Below are 13,081 nucleotides of genomic sequence, written 5' to 3'. Positions count from 1 at the left end.
CGCCTCACATGCCGTGTTGCCTGAGCAGCTTGTCATAGCTGCCATCGGCCTTCATCGACGCAATCGCCTTGTCGAACCCGGCCACGATCTGTTCGTGCTGCGGGTTCTTCAGGCTGACCAGAATATGCAGGCTGTTCTCGCTCAGCGGCTTGGGCAGAAACTCCACCGCGTTGCGCACTTTCGGTGATTCCCGGGCCAGGTAATAGCGAGCGACGTATTCGTCTTCCAGGGTCAGCTTGACCCGGTCCGCCGCCAGCATGCGCACGGCCATGGCAAAGTTATGCACAGGGACTTTCTGCAACGCGGTGTCGGCATCGAACGGCGCCGAATAGGCGTAGCCGCGCACTACCGCAATCGGATAGGTGTGCAGTTCCTGCAGGTTGTTGTATTCGATGGGTGCGTCTTTGCGCTTGAGGAAGCGCACGCGATTGAGCAGGTACTCGGCGGAAAACTGCCCCAGCTTCGTGCGCTCGTCGTTGTACCAGGCGTTGACCAGCACGTCGTAACGTCCTTCGCCAACCCCCATCAACGCCCGCGCCCACGGCACTTGCTCGTAACCGCTGGCATAACCGGCACGGGCCAGGGCCGTGCTGACGATGTCGGTCGCCAGCCCACCGTTGACCAGCGTGTCATCGGTAAAGGGCGGCCAGACGTCGAACACCAGACGCAATTTCTCCGCTGCCGCGCTTTGACCCAGCAACAGCAATCCGATCAAAGCAAAGGCTCGATGCAATCGCGGCATGCTTGAAAATCCTTAGCGGGCGGGCCGCCCGGCGTGTTTTCAGTCAAAACCCCAAGGCCCCTTACCGGCGAATCCCAGGCCCTAACCTTAGCTCATTGAAGCCATCGCACAGCGCTTCCCAGCAGATTACACAAAGTACGGCGGGCCGCGATATTGGAATGATGGCATTTTGGCCTTTGTCACAGATTTCTCAGCCATACAGACATATTTCGACGCTGCGCTTAGTATCGGGCGACGTAGTTCAAGGAATCGGAAGATGACAATCGAGTGGGTCTGCAAACATCACAGCGATCTGGGACTGGAGCAGCTGTATGCCATTTTGAAATCGCGCTCGGAAGTGTTCGTGGTCGAACAGCGCTGCGCGTACCGGGATCCGGACGGTCAGGATCTGGACGGTGACACCTGCCATTTGATGGGCTGGGACGGTGATCAGCTGGTGGCGTACCTGCGCCTGCTGGACCCGGAATCCCAGGGTGGCGACGTGGTGATCGGCCGCGTGCTCACGGCGCCGGCCGGGCGTGGCAAAGGGTTGGGGCATGAAATGATGGAGCAGGCACTGAAACAGGCCGAGAAACGTTGGCCTGAAGTGCCGATCTATCTGTCGGCCCAGGCGCATTTGCAGGGATATTACGGGCGGTACGGGTTTGTGGTGGCGGGTGAGGAATATCTGGAGGATGACATTCCGCACATAGGAATGCGTCGGTCTTGAGATTTCCCCTTCGCGGGCTTGCCCGCGAAGGGACTGCTGAGGTCAGGGATACTCGAGAACAGCCTTGATCTGCCGCAAATTCCGCTCGATCCACCCCCGATCAATCGCCCCCCACTCGCGAATCCGATAGCGCCCCGCATGGTTGCGCGCGCCCTCTTCCTGCTCGAACTCACAGACGATATCCAGATCCGCCAGTGCCGCAATGGTGTCCTGCGCCGTGCGCCGGGGCATGCCGGTGACCTCGGTCAGCGCCGGCACACTGCTGGCCAGGCCGCTGTCGATCAGGTATGCCACGTACAAGCGCCGGTAGAAACTGCTCTTGGTCTTGCTTACTTCCATACCTGCGCTCCGTTGTTTGATGTCTTATTGCATGTCCCGCCACGTCAGGTACACCCGCAGGTCGAACTCGACCTGGTGGTAGCCCGGCATCATGTGCTCACATAATTTATAGAACGCCTTGTTGTGATCCGACTCTTTGAAGTGGGCCAGTTCGTGCACGACGATCATCTTCAGAAACTCAGGCGCGGCGTCCTTGAACAGCGAGGCGATACGAATCTCTTTCTTGGCCTTGAGCTTGCCGCCCTGCACCCGCGACACCGTGGTGTGCAGGCCGAGGGCGCGGTGGGTCAGGTCGAGGCGGTTGTCGAACAGCACCTTGTCGATGGCCGGGGCGTTGCGCAGGTATTCCTGCTTCAAGTCCAGCGCGTAGCCGTACAACGCCTTGTCGCTCTGCACATCGTGGCGACCCGGATAGCGTTGGCTCAGGTAATCACCGAGGCGGTTGTCAGCGATCAATTGGCGCACCTGATCCTGCAGATTCGCGGGATAGGCCTGGAGGTATTTCAACGCAGTCATGGGGCGGCACGGGTCATGAAAAGGCCGCCAGTGTAGCGAATTCAACCGGCCAAAGCGCTCCAGTCGAACGGCTCGGTAAAGCGTGCGGTGTCCTCGGCGACCAACGGCCGCGCCACCAGGAAGCCTTGCACGTACTCGCAACCATGGGCTTGCAGCCACTGATATTGCTCGACGGTTTCCACGCCTTCGGCAATCACCAGCAAGCCGTATTCCTTGCATAAGTCGATGACCGTGCGCACCAGCGAAGCGTCGCGGGACGAGTCCGGCAATCGGGCGATCAGGTGCCGATCGAGCTTGAGGGTGTCCAGTTCCAGATCGCGCAGATGCGCCAGCGAGCAGGCGCCGGAACCGAAATCATCCAGCGCCACCCGCACCCCGAGATTGCGCAGCAGCTTCAGCTGTTTGCGGGTCTCGTCTGGGTTGATCGTCAGCGCCTCTTCGGTCACTTCCACTTCCATCTGGTGCGGCTGCAAACCATGGCGCTCCAGCACCTGACGCAATTCGGTGACCAGATTCGGCAGGCCGAACTGGGTGTTGCTCAGGCTCACGCCGATCACCAGATCCTTGGAAAATTCGGCCTCCCACGCCTTACGCTGCCCGGCGCTGCGATGATAAATCCAGCTGCCGAGTCGGCTGATCAGCGTCGCCTCTTCCAGCAACGGCAGGAATAGCCCCGGCGGCACATCGCCGACGCTCGGGTGCTGCCAGCGCAGCAGCGCCTCGAAACCTCGAATCCGGCCGTCGCCAATCGCCACCTGCGGCTGATACACCAGATTGAAATCGCGGTTCTCGATGGCGTTGCGCACGCTCTCTTCCAGCATCAACCGCGAGCGCGCGCGGCCGTTCATTTCATGATCGTAGAAGCGATATTGCTGCCGCCCCGCGCGCTTGGCTTCGTACATGGCGATGTCCGAGGCGCGCAGCAAACCATCGAGGTTGTTGCCGCAATCCGGGTAGGTGGCGATGCCGATACTTGCACCCAGAGCGATATCGAGGCCTTCGATCTGCTGACAGATCGACACCCGCTCGATGAGTTTTTCAGCAATCTTCGCCGCTTGTTCGGGGAATTCCAGATCCAGCAGCGCGGTGAACTCATCGCCGCCCATCCGCGCCAGAATGTCGAACGGCCGCAAACACGCTTTCAATTGTTCGGAGACCCAGCGCAACACCCGGTCCCCGGCATCATGGCCGAGGGAATCGTTGACCCTTTTGAAGCCGTCGAGATCGAGGTACATCAACACCCAACTGCTGTCCGTGCGCTCGCCGCGCAGCAGCAGGTTTTCCACAGTCTGGTAGAAACCCCGGCGATTGAGCAGCCCGGTCAGCGGGTCGGTGACCGCCTGAAATTCCAGCTGCTGATGCAGATGGCGCACCACCGACATGTCCAGCACCGTCACCACCATCGCGTGCTGTTCACTCGGCAGCGGCGCGCAGGACAAAGCCACTGGCACTTGCTGGCCCGGCGCGGTACGCAGCAACGCGTCGTGTAAGCGCAACGTCTCGCCACGTTTGTAACTGGCATAAAACTCGGAATCGGCCCACAGCGGAATGTGCGGTTTCTGCAGGAAATCGAGAAACTCCTGCCCTTCCAGCTCCTTCACCGGCGCATTCAGCAGCCGGGAAATCGCCGGGTTGGCGAAGCGGATCAAGCCATCCTCGGCCAACACCAGAATGCCTTCAGCAGCGTTATCCAGCACCGAGGCATTGAAGGCCCGCGCCGATTCCAGATCCTGACTCAAACGCTGCAACGCACGGCGATTGCGCTGGTGCTCCAGCAGCGCCTGGACTTTCGGTTTGAGAATCTGCGGATCGAACGGTTTGAACAGGTAATCCACAGCACCGCTGGCGTAACCCTTTATAACGGCATCTTGGGACTGCTCGTTGGCGGTGAGAAAAATAATCGGGGTCAGGCGCGTGCGCTGACTGCCGCGCATCAGCCGCGCGACTTCGAAACCGTCCATGCCCGGCATCTGCACATCCAGCAACACCAGATCGACGTCGTGTTCGAGCAGCAGGCTGAGGGCTTCGAAACCGGACGCCGCAGTCATCACCTGCCAGTCCTGGCGCTGCAGCAACGCGCGCATGCTGATCAGATTTTCAGGGTAGTCATCAACGATCAAAAGGACTGAGCTGCCTTCACCTGGCTGGGGTTGCGCGCATTCCATGCTGCTTCTCTTGTCGGGACATCTCGTGTCGGGGCATCTCGGATCAGCGTTCCGGGCGGTTCCTCGTGAAAACCGTACAGTCACTGAGCCTTCACTCTAGTCCGGGATCTGTAAAAGCAATAGCTGTCATCCAGCCATCATTTAACCAAACCGATAGGCAGCCGACTAACGGTCACCGCTGAAGCCCCCGAAAACCGGGAAAGATGGCATTTCGACAGGATGTTGACGCCAATCATCCGCCAGACGGCCGTTAACAAAAAATCCCTCTACGCTTATAAAGGCCGCCCCCAAGAGGCGCGGGCTAGAGCTTCTGGCACGCGCGTGCAAGAGAAACAGAGTGGAAGAACCGACATGATTGATCTCGCAACCTGGAACCTCAGCGTTCCCGTTGGCAGCCCGCCCTACACCGTCGAAACCTCCAAACTGGTGAACGGCTTCAAGGATCAGTACTTCCATTCCGACACCGGCACCCTGTTCTTCTGGTCCCCGGTGACCGGTTCGAAAACCGAAAACGCCATTTATCCCCGCACCGAACTGCGTGAGACCTACAGCAACGGAACATTGCGCAACTGGTATTACCCCGACGCCGACAACCTGCTGCGCGCGACCCTCTCGGTCAACAAGGTGCCCAGCTCCGGCAAGATCGTCATCGGCCAGATCCACGCCTATGAAAGCCAGAAGCCGATGCTCAAGCTTGAATACCAATACAAAGAAAAAACCGAGACCGGCAACCTGGTGATCAAGCTGCGCACCCATCCGGATCAGGACGAAAGCCGCGTCATCACCCTCGCCACCGGGATCAAACTCAATCGCGAGTTCAACTACCTCATTCACCTGAGCCCCGGCGGCGCACTGGGCGTGAGTGCGGCCGGGTATCAGTGGGATTCGCAGATCAGCGCGACGTGGCGCAACAAGCCGCTGTATTTCAAGGCGGGCGTGTATGTGCAGGACAATACCGGGTACACCAGCGAGGGTGGGCAGGTGACGTTCAGCAAGCTGGATATTGATCACGATAAATAGCAGCCGCGCGACCGTTTAAGGCTTCTGTTTAAAGGCAGTGCGCGTAACGTCCCGAAGCCTACAACGGCTTGCGTCGCTGCCTACCGGTACGCCAGAATCCGCCGGCTTGTGCGCCTGGAGGGCCATCGGTAACTTGATTCGGGTCACTGATTCGCAGTGATCGGGTTTAGTAGCCCGGCAACTCCACCTTCGTACAAGCGTCCTTCAGTCAGGCCTGGCCTGTACCTGATGGTGGCTGTGCGCATGGCGCCTTCGGGTGCGCCGGGATTTGGTGGGGTTGCCCGGTCTACTAACTTGCGTACAGCCGCCACCCTTTCGTGTAGTAGCGGATTGGTTGTGGCCCTATAGGGAATCCACCAAATGTTCAAACCTACGCCCAATCCTCCAGGTATCGATCTGGCCTCCCCCTACGAATCCCTCGATTCCAAAAAACTCAACGAAGCCGCCGAACGCGCCCTCGACCACTACCTCTGCCCCGGCGCCCGCATCATGGCCACGGTCAACGAACCCGACCGCATGTACTTCGCCAATCCCGCCTACAACACCGAATCCCTGCTGGCCAACGCCAGCGAAACGCTCGGCTCCGCCAGCGAAATGCTCAACAACTTCGCCGCCTCCCGAACCCCCGCCGACCGCAAAACCGCGATTGGCATTGCGCAATTGGTGATGCTTGGGGAGTTGGCGGTGAATCAGGCGCTGGATCATGTTGAGCTGACGCCGTAACCGGGAACCGGCTACACAAGGAAACCGTCTCTCGGCGGTTTTCTTTCAAATCTGAAGTCACGAGCTTTTGCTGCGTTTTCTCCACTCGAAATAAAAACCTGCTTTCTAATTCTCAATAAATCATCTCACCTGTAAAAACTGACAGTTGGCAATCCGCTTTCGCCCATCCAACAATGATGGTGCACCCAAAAACTCCACAACAATAAGTTATCAAGCATTGGCCCGCTTCGATTCAAAAAAACTTCTGCATAAAACACTTGATAAACACTGGAGAAAAAATGCCAACGTTAACGAGCATCCTTCAACCAGCGGTTTCCGGCTTCAACCCCGGCTCACAACCAAAAATATACAATGCGCAACCGCCCGGCTCGTTTGCTACAGGCCCGCAAGTGATGCCAACCTTCAAATTTTCCAATAACTACTTGGTGCTTTACCACCTGCTCGACCCCGACACCCGAGTAAATGACGTAATTACCTATTACACTTATCCGATCCCTTCGGCGGGCATCCCTACCGTCACGATTTGTACCGTAACGCTAACCCTGCAATATCTGACACACTGCATTAACAACAAACGGGAACACTTTGAGTTCGAGGCACTTTATAAATTTCCGCTACTAGGGACCTACGACGTTTATTTTGAACAAGTAAATGCCAGCGGCACCTATAACGTAATTTCGCAAAACCTTCGCTTCATTGTTCAATAGAGAAAAAGACTCTCATCTAACGACGATGAAAGTGGGCCGGCTAAATCCCGACTATAAAAACCCGCCTCACGGCGTTTTTTTATGGTCGCGGTAAACGCTAAGACTTAGTTAACCTTCGCGTTCAACTCACCCTTCAGATAACGCTGATACATCGATTCCAGCGAGATCGGCTTGATCTTCGAAGCGTTGCCAGCGGTACCGAAAGCTTCGTAGCGAGCGATTCATACATCGCGCATCGCCTTGACGGTTTCGCCGAAGAATTTACGCGGGTCGAACTCGCTCGGGTTGGTGGCCATCAGGCGACGCATGGCGCGGGTGGATGCTAGGCGCAGGTCGGTGTCGATGTTGACCTTGCGCACGCCGTGCTTGATGCCTTCGACGATCCGTCTGCGGTAAGCCTACGAAACACTACCCCTACGAGAATGTTGTGTTAACGTAACATGCATATATTTATGTTCCGGTAGCAGCACATGGATTATTTTTTGTTGATCGCTCGCCTTGGCGACCAGTTGCGCGAAAAGCGTATTCGCCGAGGCCTGACCCAAGCTCAGCTTGCCGACCTCGCCGGGCTGACACGATACAAGGTCATCGCCGTAGAAAAAGGCACCCTTTCTGTTGGCATGATCGCCTATGCGCGCGTGCTCGGTGCACTGGATTGCGAACTCGCTGTCGTCCCGGCCGCCATGCCAACCCTTGAAGAGCTTGGGGATTTATTCGAATGAAGATGACCTCTCTCAAAGTCAGTACGCCAGAGGGGCATAGTGGCAGGCTTTTCAGCGATGGCGAGGACTTCACGTTCCGTTATCACGACGATGCATTGCCAGATGTGGCTATCAGCCTGTCGATGCCTGTGCGGCATGACGAGTTTCGCCGACGCGAGCTCCACCCTGTTTTTCAGATGAACCTGCCGGAAGGCTACGTGCTGGAGCAACTGCGTAATCGCCTGGCCAAGACCATGAATGTCGACCCGATGCTGTTGCTGGCGCTCTCCGGTAGCACCTCTCCCATTGGCAGGGTTCAAGTGCGCTCTGAAACGGTTGATGCCTTGCTGGAAGAACAACTATTTCCAGGAGAAAAACTTGAGGAGATTCTGACGTGGGACGGCACGGAAGATATTTTCGCCGGCCTGATGGATCGCTACATTCTGCGAGCAGGCATTTCGGGTGTTCAGCCAAAATTGCTGGTTCCGGAACAACAGGAAGCCGCGTTACCCCGCGTGACCTCGAAAACCTCAGACTTGATTATCAAAAGTGGCCGAGACGAATTTCCCGGTCTGGCAGTCAACGAATTCCTTTGTATGTCCATGGCGAAAGAAGCGGGTATTCCCGTTCCGCCGTTTTACATTTCCGATAATGCCAAGCTGTTCGTCATGCGCCGCTTTGACCGCGACGATCAGCTCAACCCGATCGGTTTTGAAGACATGGCAGTGTTGATGGGGTTGTCGGCCAGCCAGAAGTACAGCAAAAGCTATGCGGCAATTGCCAAGGCCATCCGTGTGTACTGCCCGGCCGAGCATGTACGCGCATCACTTGATCAACTTTTCGATAGCGTTGCCTTGAGCTGCATTGTCGGGAATGGCGACGCTCATTTGAAAAACTTTGGGTTGCTTTACTCCGAACCCACTCAGCGCGACGCGCGCCTGGCGCCGGCTTATGACATCGTCAACACCACGGCTTATATTCCGGAGGATGTGCTGGCTCTGGATCTGGCGGGCAACAAGTCGATGTTTGCCTCGCGACAGGGATTGCTGGAGTTTGCCCACACCTGTGAGATCGAGCAGCCGAGGGCGCGCATTCAGCGATTGCTTGCCTCGGTTGAAGCGGTACTTGCGCGCTATCCACAATATCGGGAACAAGCGCCTCATGTGGTCAGTGCCATTGAGCAAGCAGCAGCGCCGTTTACTCTGACTTTTGGATAGCCTCATGACCCGAGGATATCGTCGCTCATAAAAAACCCGCCTTACGGCGGGTTTCTTTCAACTCAGCTAAACACCCAGTCTCAATTGACCTTGGCGTTCAACTCACCCTTCAGATAACGCTGATACATGCTTTCCAGCGAGATCGGCTTGATCTTCGAAGCGTTGCCGGCGGTACCGAAAGCTTCGTAACGAGCGATACATACATCGCGCATGGCCTTCACGGTTTCGCCGAAGAATTTACGTGGGTCGAATTCGCTCGGGTTGGTGGCCATCAGGCGACGCATGGCGCCAGTGGATGCCAGACGCAGGTCGGTGTCGATGTTGACCTTGCGCACGCCGTGCTTGATGCCTTCGACGATTTCTTCAACCGGTACGCCGTAGGTTTCTTTGATGTCGCCGCCGTACTGGTTGATGATCGCCAGCCACTCTTGTGGAACCGACGAGGAACCGTGCATCACCAAGTGAGTGTTCGGGATGCGCTTGTGGATTTCCTTGATGCGGTCGATCGCCAGCACGTCACCGGTAGGTGGTTTGGTGAACTTGTAAGCGCCGTGGCTGGTGCCGATGGCGATGGCCAGGGCATCAACCTGGGTCTTCTTGACGAAGTCAGCAGCTTCTTCCGGGTCGGTCAGCATCTGGCTGTGATCCAGAACGCCTTCGGCGCCGATGCCGTCTTCTTCACCGGCCATGCCGGTTTCCAGCGAACCCAGGCAGCCCAGCTCGCCTTCAACCGAAACGCCGCAGGCGTGAGCCATGGCCACGGTTTGTTGGGTTACGCGGACGTTGTATTCGTAGTCGGTCGGGGTCTTGCCGTCTTCACCAAGGGAGCCGTCCATCATGACCGAGCTGAAGCCCAGTTGAATGGAGCGCTGGCAGACGTCAGGGCTGGTGCCGTGGTCCTGGTGCATGCACACCGGGATATGCGGGAATTCTTCGATCGCCGCCAGGATCAGGTGACGCAGGAACGGGGCGCCAGCGTATTTGCGGGCACCGGCCGAAGCCTGAACGATCACCGGGGAGTCAGTCTTGTCAGCGGCTTCCATGATGGCGCGCATCTGCTCAAGGTTGTTGACGTTGAAGGCTGGAACGCCGTAGCCGAACTCGGCTGCGTGGTCCAGCATCTGGCGCATGCTGATAAGTGCCATTGTGTGTCTCTCTCCCGGTTTGGGTCGTTAATCGTGCCAGCCTGCCGGAGCGGCGGCGGCTATTCAAGTGATTGCAGATCGGGGGTTGAGGCCCGACCTGGTGATTCGATACAGCAAATTCTGTTTTATTCGGCTTTGCAGCCTCGGCCGATCAGATCATTGGTGGCGACCCAGTAAACCAGGCCTTCCTCACCTTTGATGTGAAACGCCAGCATGTCATCGCTGTACAGCGCGCCCGAGGCGCCTGGCTCTTCTTTCAGGCGATAGACCTGATCCCCGCCGCCCAGTCGCACATCGACTTCCTTGCGGGCGGCATCGGTGAAGCGCCAAAGCACCTTGGCCTGGCTGTCGCAGGTCCAGGTGGTCCAGTTATCCACAGGGGCGGACGACTGGAACGGGTTCCACTGCGCGCAACCACCCAACAATCCCAGCGCCGCAATGGCGATCAAGCCTTTCATCCGTGTTCCTCGACCGGCAGCGCACGCCGCCGGACTTGAGTAAAGAGTCAGACCGGTCAAGGACAACCATGTTCCTTGGCCGGGGTTTGCGTCTCGTATTTGTCCAGACCGTCCGGGCCCGAGCGCTTGTTCAGCACCGGGTTGGTTTCGGCCTGCCAGTCGGCCTGGTAGCAGCCTTTCTGGGCCTCGCCGGGTGCCGGTGTCGGCTCGGCCTTCGGGTTACTCCCGCAGGCCGCCAGCGTACCGGTCAGCAACAACAGCGCTAACGACTTGACCATCTGAACACTCCTTTGCCTGGCCAATCGGGCGGCCTCAGGCCTTGGCCCGGCTTTCCAGGACTTCAACGGCCGGCAGCACCTTGCCTTCGACGAATTCGAGGAACGCGCCGCCGCCGGTGGAAATGTAGGAGATCTTTTCCGCTACGCCATATTTATCGATGGCCGCCAGGGTGTCGCCACCGCCGGCAATCGAGAACGCCGCGCTTTCTGCGATGGCTTCGGCCAGCACTTTGGTGCCGTTGCCGAACTGGTCGAATTCGAACACGCCGACCGGGCCGTTCCACAGGATGGTTTGCGACGACTTCAGCAGTTCGGCGAAGTTGGCCGCGGTTTGCGGGCCGATGTCGAGGATCATGTCGTCGGCAGCGACGTCAGCGATCAGTTTCACGGTCGCTTCGGCGCTTTCAGCGAATTCCTTGGCAACCACCACGTCGACCGGCAGCGGCACGCTGACCTTGGCGGCGATGGCGCGCGCGGTGTCCAGCAGGTCCGGCTCGTACAGCGACTTGCCGACCGGGTGACCGGCCGCCGCGAGGAAGGTGTTGGCGATGCCGCCGCCGACGATCAGTTGATCGCAGATCTGGCTCAGGCTGTTCAGTACGTCGAGCTTGGTCGAGACCTTGGAGCCGGCAACGATGGCCGCCATCGGCTTGGCCGGGGCGCCGAGGGCTTTGCCCAGTGCGTCGAGCTCAGCAGCCAGCAGCGGGCCGGCAGCGGCGACTTTGGCGAACTTGGCGACGCCGTGGGTCGAACCTTCAGCACGGTGAGCGGTGCCGAAAGCGTCCATCACGAACACGTCGCACAGGGCGGCATATTGCTGGGCCAATTCGTCGGCGTTCTTTTTCTCGCCCTTGTTGAAGCGCACGTTTTCGAACAGCACGATGTCGCCGGCCTTGACGTCAACGCCGCCCAGGTAGTCGGCCACCAGCGGCACTTCGCGGCCCAGGGCCTTGCTCAGGTAGTCGGCGACAGGCTTGAGGCTGTTCTCGGCAGAGAATTCGCCTTCGGTCGGACGACCCAGGTGCGAGCAGACCATCACGGCCGCGCCTTTTTCCAGGGCCAGCTTGATGGTCGGCAGCGAAGCCAGGATACGCGCATCGCTGGTGACAACACCGTCCTTGACTGGGACGTTGAGGTCTTCGCGGATCAATACGCGCTTACCTTGCAGATCGAGGTCGGACATCTTCAACACGGTCATGGGTCGCACTTCCTACGGTTTTTTTGAAGTCGCTGTTTGCAGATAGTGTTCTGCAACATCCAGCATTCGGTTGGCAAAACCCCATTCGTTGTCGAACCAGGCCAGGATGTTCACCAGCCGTGGGCCGGAAACGCGGGTCTGACTGGCATCGACGATGGCCGAATGTGGGTCATGGTTGAAATCACAACTGGCGTGGGGCAGCTCGGTGTAGGCCAACAGGCCTTTGAGCGGGCCGCTGGTGGCAGCGTCGCGCAGGATCCGGTTGACCTCGCCGGCGTCGGTGTCGCTCGCGGTCTGCATCGTGATGTCGAGGCAGGACACGTTGACCGTCGGCACGCGTACGGCTTTGGCCTGAATTCGCCCGGCAAGTTCCGGCAGCAGGCGCTCGATACCACGCGCCAGACCGGTGGACACCGGGATCACCGACTGGAACGCCGAGCGGGTGCGGCGCAGGTCTTCGTGGTGATAGGCGTCGATCACCGGCTGATCGTTCATCGCCGAGTGAATCGTAGTGATCGACACGTAATCCAGTCCGACCGCCTGATCCAGCAGACGCAACAGCGGCACGCCGCAGTTGGTGGTGCAGGAGGCGTTGGACACCAGCAGTTCGTCGCCGGTCAGGCAATCCTGATTGACGCCGTAGACGATGGTGGCATCGACATCCGCCTCGCTGGCCATCGGCTGCGAAAACAGCACACGCGGCGCGCCGGCGTCGAGAAAACGCTGGCCGTCTGCGCGGGTGTGCCAGGCGCCGGAGCATTCGAGCACCAGATCGACACCCAGCGACGCCCAATCGATGCCTTCGGGGGTGGCACTGCGCAGGACCTTCACGCAGTGGCCATTAATATGCAGACAATCGCCCTCGACCTTCACCTCGCCCGGGAACCGGCCGTGAGTGGAGTCGAAGCGTGTCAGGTATTCGATGCTGGCCATGTCGGCCAGATCGTTGATCGCGACAATTTCAAACCCTGCCGCCGAGCCTCGCTCGAACAACGCACGCAAGACGCAACGACCGATCCGGCCGTAGCCGTTGAGTGCAACTTTGTAGGGACGCGGTTGAGGCATGGGGTTCTCGATTACCGTGGTGTATCCGTTGATGCGATGGCGCCTGAACCATCGCTATCGCGAGCAAGCTCGCTCCCACATGAGTCATACATAACCCT

The 13,081-nt window shown here is 58.6% G+C and carries 15 protein-coding genes and 1 pseudogene; 6 read left to right on the top strand and 10 right to left on the bottom strand.

Translation table 11 applies throughout. The annotated features are described in order from the left end of the window. Positions 1-4: 4 nt before the first annotated feature. A complete protein-coding gene (locus ACODTD_RS18960) occupies positions 5-742 on the bottom strand; it encodes a substrate-binding periplasmic protein (RefSeq protein ID WP_064380188.1) in 738 nt (245 codons plus the stop codon). A 256-nt stretch (positions 743-998) separates the two neighbouring features. Here ACODTD_RS18960 and ACODTD_RS18955 point away from each other — a divergent pair, with 256 nt between their 5' ends. Beyond that, positions 999-1,451, top strand: a complete 453-nt coding sequence (locus ACODTD_RS18955) for a GNAT family N-acetyltransferase (RefSeq protein ID WP_489105093.1) — start codon at positions 999-1,001, stop codon at positions 1,449-1,451. A 42-nt stretch (positions 1,452-1,493) separates the two neighbouring features. Here ACODTD_RS18955 and ACODTD_RS18950 read toward each other — a convergent pair whose 3' ends face one another. Genes ACODTD_RS18950 through ACODTD_RS18940 form a run of 3 tightly spaced genes read right to left on the bottom strand, consistent with a single transcriptional unit; the run spans position 1,494 to position 4,471 of the window. Continuing rightward, positions 1,494-1,790, bottom strand: a complete 297-nt coding sequence (locus ACODTD_RS18950) for a winged helix-turn-helix domain-containing protein (RefSeq protein ID WP_011336315.1) — start codon at positions 1,788-1,790, stop codon at positions 1,494-1,496. A gap of 24 nt (positions 1,791-1,814) precedes the next feature. Further along, positions 1,815-2,306, bottom strand: coding sequence for a M48 metallopeptidase family protein (locus ACODTD_RS18945; protein ID WP_285354362.1), 492 nt, complete (start codon positions 2,304-2,306; stop codon positions 1,815-1,817). 41 nt (positions 2,307-2,347) lie between these two features. After that, the gene (locus ACODTD_RS18940; RefSeq protein WP_285354361.1) at positions 2,348-4,471 is read right to left on the bottom strand and encodes a putative bifunctional diguanylate cyclase/phosphodiesterase; all 2,124 of its coding nucleotides are present in this window, start codon (positions 4,469-4,471) and stop codon (positions 2,348-2,350) included. Positions 4,472-4,822: 351 nt separating this feature from the next. Here ACODTD_RS18940 and ACODTD_RS18935 point away from each other — a divergent pair, with 351 nt between their 5' ends. The 3 genes from ACODTD_RS18935 to ACODTD_RS18925 all read left to right on the top strand — a co-directional run bounded on the left by ACODTD_RS18935 (position 4,823) and on the right by ACODTD_RS18925 (position 6,921). Continuing rightward, positions 4,823-5,491 carry a polysaccharide lyase family 7 protein gene (locus tag ACODTD_RS18935; RefSeq protein WP_011336318.1) on the top strand — a complete coding sequence of 223 codons (669 nt, stop codon included), beginning with the start codon at positions 4,823-4,825 and terminating at the stop codon, positions 5,489-5,491. A gap of 360 nt (positions 5,492-5,851) precedes the next feature. Beyond that, on the top strand, positions 5,852-6,214 hold the full coding sequence (locus ACODTD_RS18930) for a DUF6124 family protein (RefSeq protein WP_285354360.1): 363 nt from the start codon (positions 5,852-5,854) through the stop codon (positions 6,212-6,214). 278 nt (positions 6,215-6,492) lie between these two features. Beyond that, positions 6,493-6,921: a hypothetical protein gene (locus tag ACODTD_RS18925; RefSeq protein WP_221615981.1), complete on the top strand. Its 429-nt coding sequence runs from the start codon at positions 6,493-6,495 to the stop codon at positions 6,919-6,921. A gap of 104 nt (positions 6,922-7,025) precedes the next feature. Here ACODTD_RS18925 and ACODTD_RS18920 read toward each other — a convergent pair. Next, positions 7,026-7,304, bottom strand: a pseudogene (locus tag ACODTD_RS18920) (class II fructose-bisphosphate aldolase); the annotation flags it as partial. A gap of 87 nt (positions 7,305-7,391) precedes the next feature. Between ACODTD_RS18920 and ACODTD_RS18915 the strand changes: the two are divergent. Together ACODTD_RS18915 and ACODTD_RS18910 are read left to right on the top strand one after the other, a co-directional pair. After that, complete coding sequence (locus ACODTD_RS18915) at positions 7,392-7,643, top strand: helix-turn-helix domain-containing protein (protein WP_039767977.1); 252 nt, start codon at positions 7,392-7,394, stop codon at positions 7,641-7,643. After that, complete coding sequence (locus tag ACODTD_RS18910) at positions 7,640-8,839, top strand: type II toxin-antitoxin system HipA family toxin (RefSeq protein ID WP_221615980.1); 1,200 nt, start codon at positions 7,640-7,642, stop codon at positions 8,837-8,839. Before ACODTD_RS18915 ends, ACODTD_RS18910 begins: the two co-directional genes overlap by 4 nt. Before the next feature lie 80 nt (positions 8,840-8,919). Here ACODTD_RS18910 and fba read toward each other — a convergent pair whose 3' ends face one another. The 5 genes from fba to epd form a co-directional block, all read right to left on the bottom strand. Further along, positions 8,920-9,984: a class II fructose-bisphosphate aldolase gene (gene fba / locus ACODTD_RS18905; protein WP_007959708.1), complete on the bottom strand. Its 1,065-nt coding sequence runs from the start codon at positions 9,982-9,984 to the stop codon at positions 8,920-8,922. A gap of 125 nt (positions 9,985-10,109) precedes the next feature. Beyond that, positions 10,110-10,442, bottom strand: a complete 333-nt coding sequence (locus ACODTD_RS18900) for an MliC family protein (protein ID WP_489105092.1) — start codon at positions 10,440-10,442, stop codon at positions 10,110-10,112. Between the two features lie 56 nt (positions 10,443-10,498). Continuing rightward, positions 10,499-10,720, bottom strand: coding sequence for a hypothetical protein (locus tag ACODTD_RS18895; protein ID WP_007959706.1), 222 nt, complete (start codon positions 10,718-10,720; stop codon positions 10,499-10,501). Positions 10,721-10,754: 34 nt separating this feature from the next. Continuing rightward, positions 10,755-11,918 carry a phosphoglycerate kinase gene (locus ACODTD_RS18890; RefSeq protein WP_201816567.1) on the bottom strand — a complete coding sequence of 388 codons (1,164 nt, stop codon included), beginning with the start codon at positions 11,916-11,918 and terminating at the stop codon, positions 10,755-10,757. 12 nt (positions 11,919-11,930) lie between these two features. Then, positions 11,931-12,983 (bottom strand): erythrose-4-phosphate dehydrogenase, encoded by a 1,053-nt coding sequence (epd, locus tag ACODTD_RS18885; protein ID WP_011336327.1) that lies wholly within the window; start codon positions 12,981-12,983, stop codon positions 11,931-11,933. Positions 12,984-13,081: the final 98 nt, after the last annotated feature.

It is taken from the genome of Pseudomonas sp. FG35, from assembly GCF_057809295.1.
Note: the sequence above shows the minus strand (reverse complement) of the source record. Positions and strands in the feature narration are given on the sequence as shown.

Bases quoted from the DNA above. Each gene is read 5' to 3' on its own strand.
- ACODTD_RS18900 (WP_489105092.1), bottom strand. From the start codon at position 10,442: ATGAAAGGCTTGATCGCCATTGCGGCGCTGGGATTGTTGGGTGGTTGC.
- ACODTD_RS18910 (WP_221615980.1), top strand. From the start codon at position 7,640: ATGAAGATGACCTCTCTCAAAGTCAGTACGCCAGAGGGGCATAGTGGC.
- ACODTD_RS18960 (WP_064380188.1), bottom strand. From the start codon at position 742: ATGCCGCGATTGCATCGAGCCTTTGCTTTGATCGGATTGCTGTTGCTG.
- ACODTD_RS18895 (WP_007959706.1), bottom strand. From the start codon at position 10,720: ATGGTCAAGTCGTTAGCGCTGTTGTTGCTGACCGGTACGCTGGCGGCC.
- ACODTD_RS18930 (WP_285354360.1), top strand. From the start codon at position 5,852: ATGTTCAAACCTACGCCCAATCCTCCAGGTATCGATCTGGCCTCCCCC.
- ACODTD_RS18950 (WP_011336315.1), bottom strand. From the start codon at position 1,790: ATGGAAGTAAGCAAGACCAAGAGCAGTTTCTACCGGCGCTTGTACGTG.
- ACODTD_RS18940 (WP_285354361.1), bottom strand. From the start codon at position 4,471: ATGGAATGCGCGCAACCCCAGCCAGGTGAAGGCAGCTCAGTCCTTTTG.
- ACODTD_RS18945 (WP_285354362.1), bottom strand. From the start codon at position 2,306: ATGACTGCGTTGAAATACCTCCAGGCCTATCCCGCGAATCTGCAGGAT.
- ACODTD_RS18935 (WP_011336318.1), top strand. From the start codon at position 4,823: ATGATTGATCTCGCAACCTGGAACCTCAGCGTTCCCGTTGGCAGCCCG.
- epd (WP_011336327.1), bottom strand. From the start codon at position 12,983: ATGCCTCAACCGCGTCCCTACAAAGTTGCACTCAACGGCTACGGCCGG.
- fba (WP_007959708.1), bottom strand. From the start codon at position 9,984: ATGGCACTTATCAGCATGCGCCAGATGCTGGACCACGCAGCCGAGTTC.
- ACODTD_RS18915 (WP_039767977.1), top strand. From the start codon at position 7,392: ATGGATTATTTTTTGTTGATCGCTCGCCTTGGCGACCAGTTGCGCGAA.
- ACODTD_RS18925 (WP_221615981.1), top strand. From the start codon at position 6,493: ATGCCAACGTTAACGAGCATCCTTCAACCAGCGGTTTCCGGCTTCAAC.
- ACODTD_RS18955 (WP_489105093.1), top strand. From the start codon at position 999: ATGACAATCGAGTGGGTCTGCAAACATCACAGCGATCTGGGACTGGAG.
- ACODTD_RS18890 (WP_201816567.1), bottom strand. From the start codon at position 11,918: ATGACCGTGTTGAAGATGTCCGACCTCGATCTGCAAGGTAAGCGCGTA.